Origin of the sequence: Streptacidiphilus jeojiensis (genome assembly GCF_042510965.1) — a bacterium.
GTDB lineage: Bacteria > Actinomycetota > Actinomycetes > Streptomycetales > Streptomycetaceae > Streptacidiphilus > Streptacidiphilus jeojiensis.
The window spans coordinates 105,699-119,871 of the sequence record NZ_JBEUKS010000002.1 but is presented as its reverse complement, the minus strand read 5'-3'; the positions used below and the strand labels follow the sequence as shown (position 1 = coordinate 119,871).

12 protein-coding genes are annotated in these 14,173 nt (G+C 69.5%); 1 reads left to right on the top strand and 11 read right to left on the bottom strand.

What is annotated here, in order from left to right; genetic code table 11:
* Positions 1–11: 11 nt before the first annotated feature.
* From ccsB to hemL, 6 genes are all read right to left on the bottom strand, one after another.
* Positions 12–1,229 carry a c-type cytochrome biogenesis protein CcsB gene (gene ccsB, locus ABUW04_RS06495; RefSeq protein WP_380563529.1) on the bottom strand — a complete coding sequence of 406 codons (1,218 nt, stop codon included), beginning with the start codon at positions 1,227–1,229 and terminating at the stop codon, positions 12–14.
* 5 nt (positions 1,230–1,234) lie between these two features.
* On the bottom strand, positions 1,235–2,998 hold the full coding sequence (gene resB, locus ABUW04_RS06490; protein WP_380563528.1) for a cytochrome c biogenesis protein ResB: 1,764 nt from the start codon (positions 2,996–2,998) through the stop codon (positions 1,235–1,237).
* 3 nt (positions 2,999–3,001) lie between these two features.
* The gene (locus ABUW04_RS06485) at positions 3,002–3,778 is read right to left on the bottom strand and encodes a cytochrome c biogenesis CcdA family protein (RefSeq protein WP_084715165.1); all 777 of its coding nucleotides are present in this window, start codon (positions 3,776–3,778) and stop codon (positions 3,002–3,004) included.
* Positions 3,775–4,386, bottom strand: coding sequence for a TlpA family protein disulfide reductase (locus ABUW04_RS06480; protein WP_380563527.1), 612 nt, complete (start codon positions 4,384–4,386; stop codon positions 3,775–3,777). Before ABUW04_RS06480 ends, ABUW04_RS06485 begins: the two co-directional genes overlap by 4 nt.
* A gap of 132 nt (positions 4,387–4,518) precedes the next feature.
* Positions 4,519–5,169 carry a histidine phosphatase family protein gene (locus ABUW04_RS06475; protein ID WP_232242652.1) on the bottom strand — a complete coding sequence of 217 codons (651 nt, stop codon included), beginning with the start codon at positions 5,167–5,169 and terminating at the stop codon, positions 4,519–4,521.
* A 170-nt stretch (positions 5,170–5,339) separates the two neighbouring features.
* Complete coding sequence (gene hemL / locus ABUW04_RS06470) at positions 5,340–6,683, bottom strand: glutamate-1-semialdehyde 2,1-aminomutase (RefSeq protein ID WP_380563526.1); 1,344 nt, start codon at positions 6,681–6,683, stop codon at positions 5,340–5,342.
* 312 nt (positions 6,684–6,995) lie between these two features.
* Here hemL and ABUW04_RS06465 point away from each other — a divergent pair, with 312 nt between their 5' ends.
* Positions 6,996–7,493 carry a hypothetical protein gene (locus ABUW04_RS06465; protein ID WP_084715161.1) on the top strand — a complete coding sequence of 166 codons (498 nt, stop codon included), beginning with the start codon at positions 6,996–6,998 and terminating at the stop codon, positions 7,491–7,493.
* Between the two features lie 45 nt (positions 7,494–7,538).
* Here the strand turns inward: ABUW04_RS06465 and ABUW04_RS06460 are convergent, their stop codons facing one another.
* From ABUW04_RS06460 to ABUW04_RS06440, 5 genes are all read right to left on the bottom strand, one after another.
* Positions 7,539–10,022, bottom strand: coding sequence for a carbohydrate binding domain-containing protein (locus tag ABUW04_RS06460; RefSeq protein WP_380563525.1), 2,484 nt, complete (start codon positions 10,020–10,022; stop codon positions 7,539–7,541).
* A 90-nt stretch (positions 10,023–10,112) separates the two neighbouring features.
* On the bottom strand, positions 10,113–10,970 hold the full coding sequence (locus ABUW04_RS06455; protein WP_380563524.1) for a glycoside hydrolase family 43 protein: 858 nt from the start codon (positions 10,968–10,970) through the stop codon (positions 10,113–10,115).
* Between the two features lie 142 nt (positions 10,971–11,112).
* Positions 11,113–11,952 (bottom strand): carbohydrate ABC transporter permease, encoded by an 840-nt coding sequence (locus ABUW04_RS06450; protein WP_380563523.1) that lies wholly within the window; start codon positions 11,950–11,952, stop codon positions 11,113–11,115.
* Positions 11,953–11,979: 27 nt separating this feature from the next.
* Positions 11,980–12,852 (bottom strand): carbohydrate ABC transporter permease, encoded by an 873-nt coding sequence (locus ABUW04_RS06445; protein ID WP_380563522.1) that lies wholly within the window; start codon positions 12,850–12,852, stop codon positions 11,980–11,982.
* Between the two features lie 92 nt (positions 12,853–12,944).
* The gene (locus ABUW04_RS06440) at positions 12,945–14,168 is read right to left on the bottom strand and encodes an ABC transporter substrate-binding protein (protein WP_380563521.1); all 1,224 of its coding nucleotides are present in this window, start codon (positions 14,166–14,168) and stop codon (positions 12,945–12,947) included.
* Between the last annotated feature and the right edge of the window lie 5 nt (positions 14,169–14,173).

Here is a 14,173-nt window from a genome sequence, read left to right as displayed (position 1 = left end):
AGGATCCGGGCCTACAGACCCGCGTAGGAGTGGACTCCATTGATGAAGATGGAGACGCCGTAGGCGTTGATCAGGTAGCAGCTGAAGGCGACCAGGGCCAGCACCGCGGCCTTGCGGCCCTTCCAGCCCGCCGTCGCCCGCGCGTGCAGGTAGCAGGCGTAGACGACCCAGGTGATGAAGGCCCAGGTCTCGGTCGGGTCCCACTGCCAGTAGTGGCCCCAGGCCGACTCCGCCCAGATCGCACCGGCGACGATGGTGAAGGTCCACAGCGGGAAGACGATGGCGTTGATGCGGTAGGAAAGCCTGTCCAGAGTTGCCGCCGAAGGCATCCTCCCGCAGACGTCGGACCAGACGGCGACCCACCAGCGGAACGGACGACCGAGCTTGAGGCGGTCCGCCACCGTGTCAAAGAATCCGCCCCCGGTCCATCGGCCCTTCGCCATCGCGGAATCGTAGACGTCACGGCACAGGTACATGGCCGCCGTGATCGCTCCCGCGTAGAGCGCGCCGCCGCAGATCATCGCGCCGGAGACGTGGATCCAGAGCCAGTACGAGTGCAGCGCCGGTACTAGCTGCTCGGAGGCCGCGTAGAGGACGGTGACGGCGACGCCCAGCCCGGTCAGCACGCCCAGCATCAGCGGCAGGCCGAGCCAGCGGACGTCGCGCCCGGAGTACAGCAGCCCCAGGAAGACCATCACCGCGACCAGCGTCATCGCGCAGGTGAACTCGTAGAGGTTGCCCCACGGCGGACGCCCCGCCGACATCCCGCGGGTGACCACGCCGCCGAGCTGCAGCAGCGCGGCGAGGGTGGTCAGGCTGACCGCGATCCGGCCGAGCCGGTCGGCCTGCTCGTCGCCGCCGGACGCACCCGCGCCCTCGACCGGCGGTGCGGAGTCGCCCTTCGCCACGATGTCGACCTTGCCTGCCTTGGCGGCGACGGTGCGGGTCAGCGTGGTGGTCCCGCCGCCGGCCTTGGCGACGCTGACCGAGACCGTGGGCGCCGCCGTGCTGGCGGCCGCCTCGGCCTCGGCCACCGCGGTGGCGACGGACTCGCCCGGACGGGCGGAGAGCGCCGCCGACTGGCGGGCGACCCGGCTGCGGCCACCGAAGGTCCACTCGGCCGTGTACGCGAGGAAGGCGAAGAGGTACACCGCCATCGACGAGTAGATCAGCACGTTGGAGATATGGGCGAGGTTGCTGTTGACGGACTCTGCCGCTGCAAGATTCATCGCGCTCAGCGTTCCTTGGAGAGGGAGGTGGCGGTCAGTTCGGGATCTTCTGCTGACGGATCGTCGTCTGCGTCTTCGCCGTGATCGGTTCCGTCCCGGTCGGCCGGGGCGGAGTCCTGGAGGACCAGGGCCACTTCGGCCAGCTCGTCGGCGATGCGCGAGGACTCGCTGCGGGCCAGCCCGGCCAGCTCGACGACGGTCACCCCGTCGGCGCCGGTCACCGCCCGCACCCAGATCCGGCGGCGCTGGACGAACAGCGAGCCGATCAGCCCGACGATCGCCAGGGCCGAGCTGACCAGCGCGGAGCCGGTGCCCGGGTTGTGCGCCACGGTGAAGTTGGCCCACTGCTTCAGGCCGGTCATGGTGATCGTCCCGCCGTCCGGGAGCTTCATGCCCTGACCGGGGTGCAGCTGCGCCTTCCAGGGGTTGGTCTTGTCCAGCTTGAGCTGCTTCATCGCCGTGGTGTCGAGCTGGTAGACGCTCTGCGCGATACCCGTGTCCATGCCCAGGTCGCCCTGGTAGCCGGTGATGAACAGGCCGGGGTTGTTGGCGGCGGGGAAGGTCGACCTCGGGCCGAGCACCGGGTCGACCTCGGCGGTGGGGGCGAAGATGCCGCTGAAGCCGAGCTGGGTCTTCTTGCCGTCCTTGCCGACGTAGCCGTCGGTGACCTTGATGGTGCACAGCGAGGTCACATTGGCGTCCTGCGGCAGGCAGGGCGTCGCACCGTCGTAGATGACCTCGCCCTTGGCGTTGGTCACCTTTATCACCGGCGCGAAGCCGTGCGCGGTCAGGTAGATGTTGTCGCCGTCCACCTGCAACGGGTGGTTGACGGAGGCCGTGCCGGAGGTCTTCTTGCCGTCCGAGCCGAGCCAGTAGGACAGCCTGGCGTCGAAGTTGATGGCCTCTCCGCGCGCGCTGCCGCTGGTCTGGAAGCTGGCGTCGAAGCCGTCCAGGGTGAAGCCGAAGGCCTTGAGGCTGTCCGCGGTGTAGAGGCTGCTGGGCTCGAAGTCGTCGTACTGGGTGACGTTGTTGCTGAAGGTGCCGCCCTCCACCACGATCACCGTGCCCTGGCCGCCGGCCAGCTTGGTGACCGCGAAGGCGATCAGCATCGCCACCAGGGAGATGTGGAACAGCAGGTTGCCGAACTCGCGCAGGTAGCCCTTCTCCGAGCTGATCGCGTCGCCCGCGGCCGAGGTCCGGAACCGGCGCTTGCGCAGCGCCCCGTGCGCCGCGGTGAGGACGGTGTCGGCGTCCGCGCTGCTGCGCCAGGTCGCGTACACCGGCAGCCGGACCAGGTGCCGCGGCGCCGCCGGCGGCCTGGCCCGCAGCACGCCGACGAACTGCCAGGTGCGCGGGATGATGCAGCCCACCAGGGAGACGAACAGCAGGATGTAGATCGCCGAGAACCAGAACGAGCTGTAGACGTGGAACATCCCCAGCTTGTCGAAGAGCGACACCCAGGCCTTGTGCTTCTCCTGCCAGGCCTCGACCTTGGACGGCGAGGCGGCGGTCTGCGGGATCAGCGATCCCGGCACCGCCGCGAGCGACAGCAGGAACAGCAGTATCAGCGCGACCCGCATGGACGTCAGCTGACGCCAGGTCCAGCGCAGCCAACCCAGCACGCCTATGCCGACGACCTCGGCCTCGGGCTGGTCCTGCTCGGCGACCGGCGCGCTGCTGAGCCGGCCGGCGGCGGACAGTTCGTCGCGCTCCTCGGCGGCTCGGGCGTCGGCGGCCTGTGCGTCGGCGGCTTCTCGATCGTCGGTCATGAGTCAGATTCCCGTGGTGAAGTCGGAGGTCCAGTAGCGCAGCTGGCCGACCAGCTGGTCCCACGCCCCCGTGACCAACAGGATGCCGACCACGACGAGCATTCCGCCGCCGATCCGCATGACCCACTGGTAGTTCTTCTTGACCCACCCGAACGCGCCCAGCGCCCGCCGGAAGGCGAGTGCGGCGAGGATGAAGGGCAGGCCGAGGCCGATGCAGTAGACGGCCATCAGCAGCGCGCCGCGGCTCGCGCTGGCCTGGTTCATCGACAGGGCGTTCACGGCGGTGAGGGTCGGTCCCAGGCACGGGGTCCAGCCGACCCCGAACACGATGCCCAGCATCGGCGCGCCCAGCAGCCCGACGATCGGCTTGCGGTGGCTGCGCAGCTCGCGCTGGGTGAAGCCGGGCAGGAAGCCCATGAAGGCCAGGCCCATGGCGATGGTGAGCACCCCGGACACCTCGGAGATCACCCGCTGGTGCGCCAGCAGGTGGTTGCCGAAGAAGCCGAACAGCGCGCCGCCGGAGACAAACACCGCCGTGAATCCCAGGATGAACAGCACCGCGCCGAGCACGACCCGACCGCGGCGCCGGCCCTCGGCACTCGCCAGGTCCACCGCGGAGAAGCCGGTCACATAGGAGAGGTAGCCGGGCACCAGCGGCAGCACGCAGGGCGAGAAGAAGGAGACCAGTCCGCCGAGCAGGGCGACCGGGACGGCCAGTATCAGCGCCCCGGAGACCTGGCCGCTGATGTCCGCGAGCAGTACCGGCGCGGCGCCGCTCACGACTTCTCCGCGAGTACCGGGGCCAGCATCTGCGTCAGCTGCGAGCTGCTCAGCGGGAGCAGCGCGCGGGCGGCGACCCGGCCCTGGCGGTCCAGGATGATCGTGGTGGGGATGGTCTGCGGGTTGAGCGTCCCCGCCGGGAACTTCAGCAGCAGGTCACCGGCCGGGTCGTAGAGGCTCGGATAGGTGATGTTGTGGTCCGCGACGAAGGCCTTGGGCTGCGCGGTCTGCAGGTCGCGGGTGTCGATGCCGACGAACTGCACGCCCTTGGACTTGTCGGCGGTGTACACCGACTCCAGTCCGTCCGCCTCGGCCCGGCAGGGCGAGCACCAGGAGCCCCAGACGTTGAGCACGACGACCTTGCCCCGGTAGTCGGAGAGGCTGAGCTGGTTGCCGTCCAGGTCCTTGCCGGAGATGCTGATCGCCGCACCCCGGTCCTTGACCGCCACGGAGCTCGTCTCGCCGGTGCCCTTGACGAAGTTGGTGCCGGAGCTGTCGCTCGACCCGGAGGAGGACGTCGAGCAGGCGGCCAGAGCCAGGGCCGACGCGGCCGCGAGGGCGGCGATCAGCGTACGTGCGGAGCTGCGGCGGAGCGGACGGGAACGCATGTGAAGAGTTTCGCATGGGTGTTTTGAGCGGTTTCACCGACCCCGGCGACGGGTCGCGGCAGCCGTGCTGACCTGCCGCGACACCGTGTTCTGTCAACCAGTCAGATGATCACTCCGGCCCACGTTCGAACCCTAGGCGCCGAAGCTCTTGGCGACCGGGGCGTCGCCGCGGCGGCCCTTGCCGGTGAGGTGGGCCGGCAGCAGGTCCCGGGCCGGCTCGCTGTAGCCGATGGAGACGATCTTGTCCCCGTGGTAGGTGAAGCTGGTCAGGCTCGCCAGCGAGCACTGCCGCTTGCGCGGGTCGTGCCACAGCCGGCGGTGCTCGGTGAAGCTGCGGGTGATCCAGATCGGCAGCTGGTGGCTGACACACACGGCCTCGTGCCCGCGCGCGGCGTCCCGGGCCGCGTTCAACGCGCCCATCATCCGCACCACCTGCTCGATGTACGGCTCGCCCCAGGACGGACGGAACGGGTTGGTCAGGTACTTCCAGTACTGCGGGTTGCGCAGCGAGCCGTCGCCGACGCCGAAGGTCTTGCCCTCGAAGATGTTGGCGGCCTCGATCAGCCGCTCGTCGGCGGCCACGGCCAGCCCGTGGGCCGCGCCGATCGGCGCCGCCGTCTCCTGCGCCCGCTCCAGCGGGGAGGCGACGACATGCGTGACGTCCCGTCCGCTGAGGTGGTCGGCGACCCGGTCGGCCATCTTCCGCCCCAGCTCGGAGAGGTGGTAGTCGGGCAGCCGCCCGTAGAGCACACCCTCCGGGTTGTGCACCTCACCATGCCGCATGAGATGGACGACGGTGGTCTCAGGACTGCTCACCTGTACTGCTCCTCTACATCGAAACCTGGCGCCAGTATCGCCCCCGGGAGCCCCGCAGGGGCTCATAGGGGCGCGGGGAACTGCGCGGCCAACCATCTACGGTCGGCACAACCGCATCCCACCGCGCCCCCACCCACCTACCCGGCAACCGCCGCGGCAGCGGCCCGCGCCGCCGCAGGCAACGCCTCAGCGATCCGCCCGACGGCCTGCTCGTCGTGCGAGGCCGAGACGAACCACGACTCGAACGCCGACGGCGGCAGGTACACCCCGTTCGCCAGCATCGACTGGAAGAACGCCGTGAACCGGAAGGACTCCTGGCGCCGCGCCTCGTCGTAGTTGGTCACCTCGTCGTCCGCGAAGAACACCGAGAACATGTTTCCGGCCCGCTGCACCCGGTGGGCGACCCCCTCCTTGCTCAGCGCCTCCCCGACGAGCCCGGAGACCTCCGCCGACACCCGGTCCACCGTCGCGTACACCTCGTCGGTGCAGCCGCGCAGCTGGGCCAGGCCGGCGGCGGTGGCCACCGGGTTACCGGAGAGCGTGCCCGCCTGGTAGACCGGCCCGGCCGGGGCCAGCTGCGCCATCACCTCGGCGCGCCCGCCGAACGCGGCCGCGGGGAACCCGCCGCCCATCACCTTGCCGAAGGTCATCAGGTCCGGGACGGTCTCCGGGCTCCAGCCCTCCTTCGCCGACTCGTACCCGTACCAGCCGGAGCGGGAGACCCGGAAGCCGGTCATCACCTCGTCGGAGACGAACAGCGCGCCGTCCTCGCGGCAGAGCCGCGCCAGGCCTGCGTTGAAGCCGGGCAGCGGCGGGACGACGCCCATGTTGCCGGGCGAGGCCTCGGTGATGACGCAGGCGATCTCGCCGGGGTGCGCGGCGAAGGCGGCCCGGACCGCGTCCAGGTCGTTGTAGGGCAGCACGATGGTGTCGGCCGCGGTGGCGCCGGTGACGCCGGGGGTGTCCGGCAGGGCGAAGGTGGCCAGGCCGGAACCGGCCGCCGCCAGCAGGGCGTCCACATGGCCGTGGTAGCAGCCGGCGAACTTCACGATCTTGGTGCGTCCGGTGAAGCCGCGTGCCAGCCGGATCGCCGACATGGTCGCCTCGGTGCCCGAGGAGACCAGCCGGACCTGCTCGACCGGAGTGACCCTGCTCACAATCTCCTCGGCCAGTTCGACCTCGCCCTGGCCGGGTGTACCGAACGAAGTACCGCGCGAGACGGCCGCCTGTACGGCGTCGATCACATCGGGATGGGCATGCCCGAGGATCATGGGACCCCAGGAGCAGACCAGGTCGACGTACTCCCTGCCGTCCGCGTCGGTGAGGTAGGGGCCTTGCCCGGAGACCATGAACCTGGGCGTGCCGCCGACCGCGCGGAAGGCTCTGACCGGGGAGTTGACGCCGCCGGGGGTCACCGCGGAGGCGCGATCGAACAGCTTCTGGGACTCGGGGGCTTCGTAGGGGTAGCTCACAGAGGACATGCTCTCAAATCCCCATCTTCTCCAAACCGCAGCCTGTCCTTCGGCATGTCCCGGCCGATCATCTGGGACGATGATCGGGCCGCAGTGCACAGCCGCCCGCCGACGGGACTCGGCGGAAGGTGAGCCTTTCGGGGAGGCCGGACTGTCACACGCCCGTTGCCTGTTGGCAAAACGATGACTGCCAGTAAGGATGGTGCCGTGTCGGAGGCGCGCGAGGGGTCCGAGGGTCCGGCGAGGGCTTCGCGCAGGCGTCGCGGGGGCAGTGGTAGCGGTAACAGCGGTGATAGCAACAGAGGCGGTGGCGGTGTGGGGGTGACCTACAAGTACTTCGGTGCACCCGACCGAGCCACCGCCGCCCGGGTACCGACCGCCCTGGGCCGGGACGGCCTCGGTCTGGACGCCGGCGAGCTCGGCACCCTGGGCCGGCTCGGCGAGCTCTTCGGCGCGGAGGGCCGCGACGGGGACGAGACCTTCAGCGGCGGCCTCTCCACCAAGATCAAGCCGGAGACCATGAGCGCCATGGTGCTCACCGGCATCAAGGGCATCCCGCTGGCCAACGTCCCGCCGCTGGAACTGGTCGTGCTCCACCCCGACTACGCCGTCTTCCAGCTCCCGCACACCGTCGTCGAACCGCTCCGCAAGGCCGACGAGGCCGAGCTCGGCACCGCCGCCTTCATCTGGTCCACCGTCCCGGACCGCCGCGGCCCCCGCGACGCCTTCGTGATCTACCAGATGCTCCACGAGTGGCACGACTTCGCCAACCGCCTCCACGACGCCGGCCACCAGCTCTACTGCCTGATGTGGCCCTGAGCTCCGGGCCCGTCCGGTTGGCGGACGGGCCCGGGCTGCACACGGTCAGGGGAGCTTGACCACGGTGAAGTCGTCGCAGTAGCCGGCGCCGGAGCCGGTGTTCTTGTAGCAGTAGACGCCGGCTGAGGTGGTGGAGCTGCCGGTGGTGAAGAAGACCGGCTGCTGGGTGTAGGTGGTGGTGGAGGACCGCAGGTAGGTCTCGGTGCCGCCGAAGGACTTGACGCCGATCGCGACCTGTTCGCCCGAGGTGGCGACCTTGGCCCAGCCGGCGAGCAGGTAACTGCCGCCGGCGGTGAGGCCGGTGACGGTCTGGATGGCGCCGCTGGCGCTGACGCCGGTCTGCAGGGCGTAACTGCCGGTGCGGGCGTTGGCGGCGGTGACGGAGGAGGTGGTGCTGGTGCTCTGGACCCAGGGGGTCAGTGCGGCGGTCTCGAAGCCGGGGTTGGTGACGGCGTTGGTCGCCGAGCTGAGCTGTTCGACGGCGAGGTCGTCGCAGTAGCCCGCGCCGCTGCCGCCGGAGTTCTTCCAGCAGTAGACGGTGGCGGTGGTGCTGGTCGAGCCGGTGGTGAACAGCACCGCTGCCTGGGAGTAGGCGGTGGTGGCGATGGTGGTGTAGGTCTCGGTTCCGCCGAAGCCCTTGACGCCGATGGCGAGGGTCTCGCCCGCCGTGGCGACCTTGGCCCAGCCGGTCAGCAGGTAGGTGGTGGCGGGCGACAGACCGGTGAGGGCCTGGTTGGCGCCGCTGCCGGCGGCCGCGGTGGTCAGCGCATAGCTGCCGGTGCGGGCATTGGCGGCGGTGGCGCCGGCGGCAGCGGAGCTGGCCTGGGTCCACGGGGTCAGCGCGCCGGTCTCGAATCCGGCGTTGCCGAGCAGGTTGCCGCCGGTGCCGTTGTCGGCGCCGATATTGGGCGCGACGGTGGCGGAGACGGTGTTGCCGAAGGCGTCGAGGCCGCCGTTGGAGCTGATGACGGCCCCGGCGCGGATCACCGGTGAGGAGGGGTGGACCTGGTAGGCGCTCTTGCCGGTGTAGGCGGAGGCGGTGTTGAGGTTCCCCGCGTTGCGGAACTCGGGGTCAGCGGTGACCTTGGCGGCGTCCGCGGGTTCGCGGGAGGGGTGGTTGCCGTAGAACAGGTTGTTGGAGTAGGTGGAGCTGCCGGTGGTGGTGAAGTAGTTGCCGGAGCCGTAGTTGAAGACGGCGTTGTTCTGGAAGGACAGTGCGCCGCTGATGGAGGTGCCGGAGCGGGAGTACAGGACCGGGGTGCTCAGGCCGTCCCTGACGTAGAAGGTGTTGTTGTAGAACTGCGGGACGGCGACGGTGCTGGTGCTCAGGTTGGGGACGCCGCCGACGAAGTGCAGCACGCCCGCACCGTGGGTCTGGGTGCCGGAGGTGGGGCAGCCGGAGTTGCTGCCGTCGTTCTCGCTGATGTTGTAGCGCACCACGGTGCCGTCGCTGGCCACCGTCGAGGTGGGCTCGTTGGCGATGGTGAAGGGAGGCATCACCAGCAGGAAGCCGCCGAGGTTCTGGTGGCTGTAGTTGTACTGGAAGGTGGTGTTGTGATTGCCCCAGTCCACGTCGAACCCGGTCCCGTCGGCGCCGTTGACGTGGCAGTACACCTCGTTGTTCTGCACCACGGTGTTGTTGCTGCCGGACATCCAGATGCCGGCCGAGGCCCCGTTGCAGTAGTTGCCGGACGGCGGGCAGGTGGAGTCGGAGCCGCCGTAGCCCGCCTTGTTGCCGTCGATGAGGGCGCCGTCGTTCTTGACGACCAGGATGTCGTCCGCGCCGTCGTAGGTCATGGTGTTGCCGCGGATGACGGTGTTGGTGGTCTGCCCGGTGCCCTGGCCGTCGGCGTCCGGGGTCACCGCGACCGCGATGCGGTCGACGTGGTCGAAGGTGTTGTTCTCGACGACCACGTCGTCCCAGGTGGAGATGGTGGTGGTGTGGTCGGTCTGCACGCCGACGCCCGCGTTGGTGGAGTACCAGCCGCCGCCGTAGCCGCTGATGTTGTGGATGTACATGTCGTGCACCCGGATGTGGTGCAGGATGCCGCCCGAGCTGTTCTCGGCCAGCACGCCGGAGCGGTAGGCGGGGGTCGAGGCGGAGTTGCTGAGCTCCAGGCCGCCGATGTCCCAGTACTGCTGGTTGAGCAGGTGGATGACGGGGCCGGTGGCCCCGGCGGCGTCGATCACCGGCTTGGCGCCGCTGCCGTAGGAGGTGATGGTGATGTTGCTGCCGGAGGCTCCGGAGCCGCCGGGGGCGAGCTGGCCGGTGCAGGTGGTGCCGGCCTTGAACTGGATGCTGTCGCCGGCGGTGAAGGTGACGGCGTTGACGTCGCTCAGGGCGTTCCACGGACTGGCGGCGGTTCCGGTGCCGTCGGTGGTCGCCGAGCAGTCGACGTAGTAGCCGGTACCGGCCGCCGAGGCGCTGGTGGCGGTGAGCGGGACCAGCAGCGCTCCCGCCAGGGCGGCGAGCAGCGGGAGGATCACGGAGGTCCGGCGGGCCGGACGGGTCGTGCTGCGACGCTTCATCGCGACGCTCCTTGGGTGGTGGGGTGTCCCCGACGGCACGGGATGCGCCGCGGGTCGCACGGTGGGCGCCCCTGACTCCGTCCGTCCGGCCTACCGCGCGGAGAGCGCGGGCAGATGCGCGGTCTTGAGGACGGAGGCGTGGCGCATGCCGGGGGGGAGGTCCAGGGGGACGCGTTCCCAGGCGAGTCCGTCGCGGCTGCGGGAGGCTCCGTAGCTGCCTTCGAGGTAGTGGTCGAAGATCATCACCATCTCCTCGCCGCGACGGAAGATGGAGGGCCCCTCGACCACGGAGGGCGTGACCGGTCCGGCGGAGGCGGTGTAGGGGCCGCCGGGGATGGTGAAGGTGGTCAGGTGGATGTTCTTGTGGGCGGTGTCCAGGTCGTTGGTGCCGCGTTCGTCCTTGTAGGCCATCAGGAAGCCGCCGCCGTCCAGGGCCCGGACGGTGGCGTCGATGACGGAGTGTCCGGGGTCGAAGAAGAGGCCGGGGGCGGAGAAGGAGACGAAGTCGCGGGTGGTGCAGTGCCAGATGCGGTGGTTCTGGGTGTTGTGCTCGAAGTCGCGGCCTTCGGCGCTGCCGCCGGCTTCGACGACGGAGGACCAGATGAGGTGGTAGAGGCCGGTCGCCCGGTCCAGGAAGAACTCGGGGGCCCAGGCGTTGAGGGCGCCTTCGACGCCCGCCATCACCGGCAGGAGTTCCTGGGCGGACCAGTCGACCAGGTCGGCCGAGCTGGCGTGGACGATCAGCGGGCTGGTCCAGCCGTCGGTGGCGAGCAGGTGGAACAGGCCGTCCGGGCCGACGCCGATGAAGGGGTCGCGCAGTCGGCCGGTGCCGACGGTGCCCCGGAGCACGGGGCGGCCGCCGTTCACCGTCGCGAACGCCTGGCCGTCGTGGCTGTAGGCCAGATGGAGCGCCTCGTCGGCGTCGGTGAAGTAGGAGACCACGTACATGGGTGCTGGGGCCCTTCGGAGGGGCGTCCGGGCATGGCGGTGCCCTGGGGACGGCGGAGTCGTCGTGCGGTGCGGTGCGTTTCGGTGCGCGGCGGTGCGCGGCGGTGCGCGTTTCGGTGTCAGCGGGGCGTGGCCGGGTGCCTCACTTGACCGCCCCGGCGGACATCCCGGCGACCACCTGGCGCTGGAAGAAGATGAAGATCACCAGCAGCGGCAGGACGCCGAGCAGCGCGGCGGGGAACAGGGTGGTCGGCTGCACGGTGTGCGGATCGATCAGCGAGTAGGCGTTGACCATGACCGTGCGCTTGCCGGGGTCCTGCAGGAACACCAGGGGGACCAGCAGGTCGTTCCAGATCTGCAGGGAGACGAAGGTCAGCAGGGTGCTGGTGACCGGGCGGAGCAGCGGCAGGATGATGGTGAAGAAGGTGCGGAAGGCTCCGCAGCCGTCGATGGCGGCCGCTTCCTCCAGTTCGGGCGGGATGGAGCGGATGAAGCTGGTGTAGAAGAAGACCGCGACCGGCAGGTTCAGCGCGGTGTAGATGAGGATGATCCCGGCGTAGCTGTCGAGCAGGTTCATGTCGCGCATCAGCAGGTAGAGCGGTGCGATGACGACGAACACGGGGACGGACGTGCCGAGGATGAACAGCCGGTACACGGCGGTGGACCAGCCCTGGGTGATCCGGGCCAGCGGGTAGGCGGCGAGCGAGCCGACGGCGGTGACGGCGACGCAGGACAGGCTGGTGATCAGCAGGGTGTTGAGGGTGCTGGTGCCGTACTGGATCTGGCTGAAGGCGGCGGAGAAGTTCTTCAGCGTGAAGGTGTGCGGCAGGCCCAGCGGGGAGCGGGCCACGTCGGCGGCGGTGCGCAGCGAGGTGGCGACGGTGAAGAGGAAGGGCAGGACGAACAGCAGCGTGCCGAGGCACAGCAGAACGGTGCCGAGCCCGTGGGCGAGGCGGCGCAGCTGTCGGGAGTATGCAGTCATGGTGTCGGTTCCGTCAGCTTCCCGTGGTCAGATTCGTCGCTCGCGGAGCCGGAGCAGGGAGGAGGTGGCGCTGGACAGGACCACCACGGTCACCAGCAGCAGCACCGACAGGGCGACGCCGTAGGCGAACTTTCCGCCGCCGAAGACATTGCGGTACACCAGCAGGGTCAGCGTCTCGGTGGATCCGGCCGGGCCGCCGTTGGTGAGTACCAGGGGGAACTCGAAGACCTTGAGCGAGCCGATCAGACTGAGCGTCACATTGACGGTGAGGGCTGGCGCGAGCAGTGGCCATTCGATGCTGGTGAAGCGCCGCCAGCCGGTCGCGCCGTCCAGGGCGGCGGCTTCCAGGAGCTCGGCGGGCATGCTCATGTAGCTGGCGAGGAAGATCGCACAGGAGTAGCCGGTGAACATCCAGATGTTGACGGCGGCCACCGAGTAGAGCGCGGTTGAGGTGTCGCCGAGCCAGACGTGGTCGAGGCTGTGCAGGCCCACCGCGTCCAGGAGTCCGTTGATGCCGCCGTCGGGGGCGAACAGGTAGGTCCAGATGAAGGCGGCCATGACCGGGGATATCAGCGTCGGGGTGAGCAGCACGACGCTGAGCAGCTTGCGGACCCTGGCGCGGCGGAACAACATGCTCGCGAACAGCAGTCCGAGGGCGTTCTGGGCGACCACGACGACCACGGCGTACAGCACCGTGTGCCACAGCGCGGCGACGACTTCGGAGTCACTGGCCATGGTCTGGTAGTTCTTGGTGCCGACGAAGTCGGCCATCGGGCCACCAAGACTGTCGGTCATGCTCAGATAGAGACCGCGGGCCAGCGGATAGAGCATGAACAGGCCGTAGACGACGATCGCCGGGAGCAGGAAGGCGGCCATGGTGGCGCGCCGTCGGTGGAACACGGTGGGTCCTCCTTCTGCCTGGAGAGCCGGGCGGGGGCGGAACGGAGGCGGGAAGCCTCGCCCCGCCGCGGCTTGACCAGGGACGGGCCTGGTTACTTCGCGTTGGCCGCGGTCTGGATGTCCTTGAGGGTCTGCTCCTCGGAGGCCGAACCGCCCAGGTACGCCTGGATCTTGGCGCCGGTGGTGTTCTCGCTGGTCGAGGCGTACCAGGAGTCGGAGGGCAGGATGCGGTAGCGGCCCTCCTTGAACGCGGCGGTGAACGCCGCGGTGGAGGTGTTCTCCGGGGTGGTGCCGCCGGTGAAGGGGGACTCGGCGTTCTCGGCCGTCAGGTACTGGGAGAGGTTGGCGCTCTGCGACCAGAACTCGACGTACTTGCGGGCGGCGGCGCTCTGCTTGGAGGCGGCGTTGACGGCCCACATGGTGCCGGAGAACAGCATGTCGTTGGGCTTGGTGCCGGCGGCGCCGGCCGGCCAGGCGGTGAAGGAGATCGGGAAACCGGCCTTCTCGGTGCTGGAGACCTGCCAGGCGCCCTGGTACCAGAAGGCGCTCTTGCCGGCGCTGAAGTCGGTGGCGCCCTGGGACCACTCGTCGATGCCCAGCTCGTTCTTCCAGTTGACGTAGCCCTTGTCCTCCAGGGTCTTCAACTGCTCGAGCGAGGACTTCCAGTCGGGGTCGAAGGAGGCCTTGCCGGCCAGGAAGTCGGCGTCCCAGGACTTGTTCGCCTGGTAGACCAGGGTCGATCCGGCGGCCTGGAAGACGGAGCTGCCGGTCCAGGCGCTCTTGTCGGGCAGCGAGATGGGGTTGATGCCGGCGGCCTTGAGCTTGGCGAGGTCGGCGAGGAAGGTCGGCCAGTCGCTGGGGGACTCGGTGATGCCCACCTTCTTCAGCAGGCTCATGTTGGCGTACAGGCCGATGCCGATGAGCTCCATCGGCATGGCGAGGGTCTTGCCGCCGGTGGTCGCGAAGGGCTTGGCGTCGGAGGCGATGTTCGCGGCCCAGGACTCGTTGGACAGGTCGGCGAGGTAGCCGGAAGCGCCCCAGGTCTTCATCTTGGTGGTGTCCACCATGATGACGTCGCCCGCCTTGCCGCCGAGCAGCTCGGGGTTGAGCTTCTGCAGGTAGGTGTCGTTGGCGGTGATGTACTCGTAGTCGACCTTGATCTTGGGGTTCGCTGCCTCGAACGCCTTGTTGATCGCCGCGACGTTGGCCGGCTCCGAGCCGCCGCCCTTCCAGCCCTGCACGTGGATGGTCACGGTGCCGTCGCTGGACACCGCCGACGTACTGCCGCTGCCGCACGCGGTCAGCGTTATCGCCATGGCGG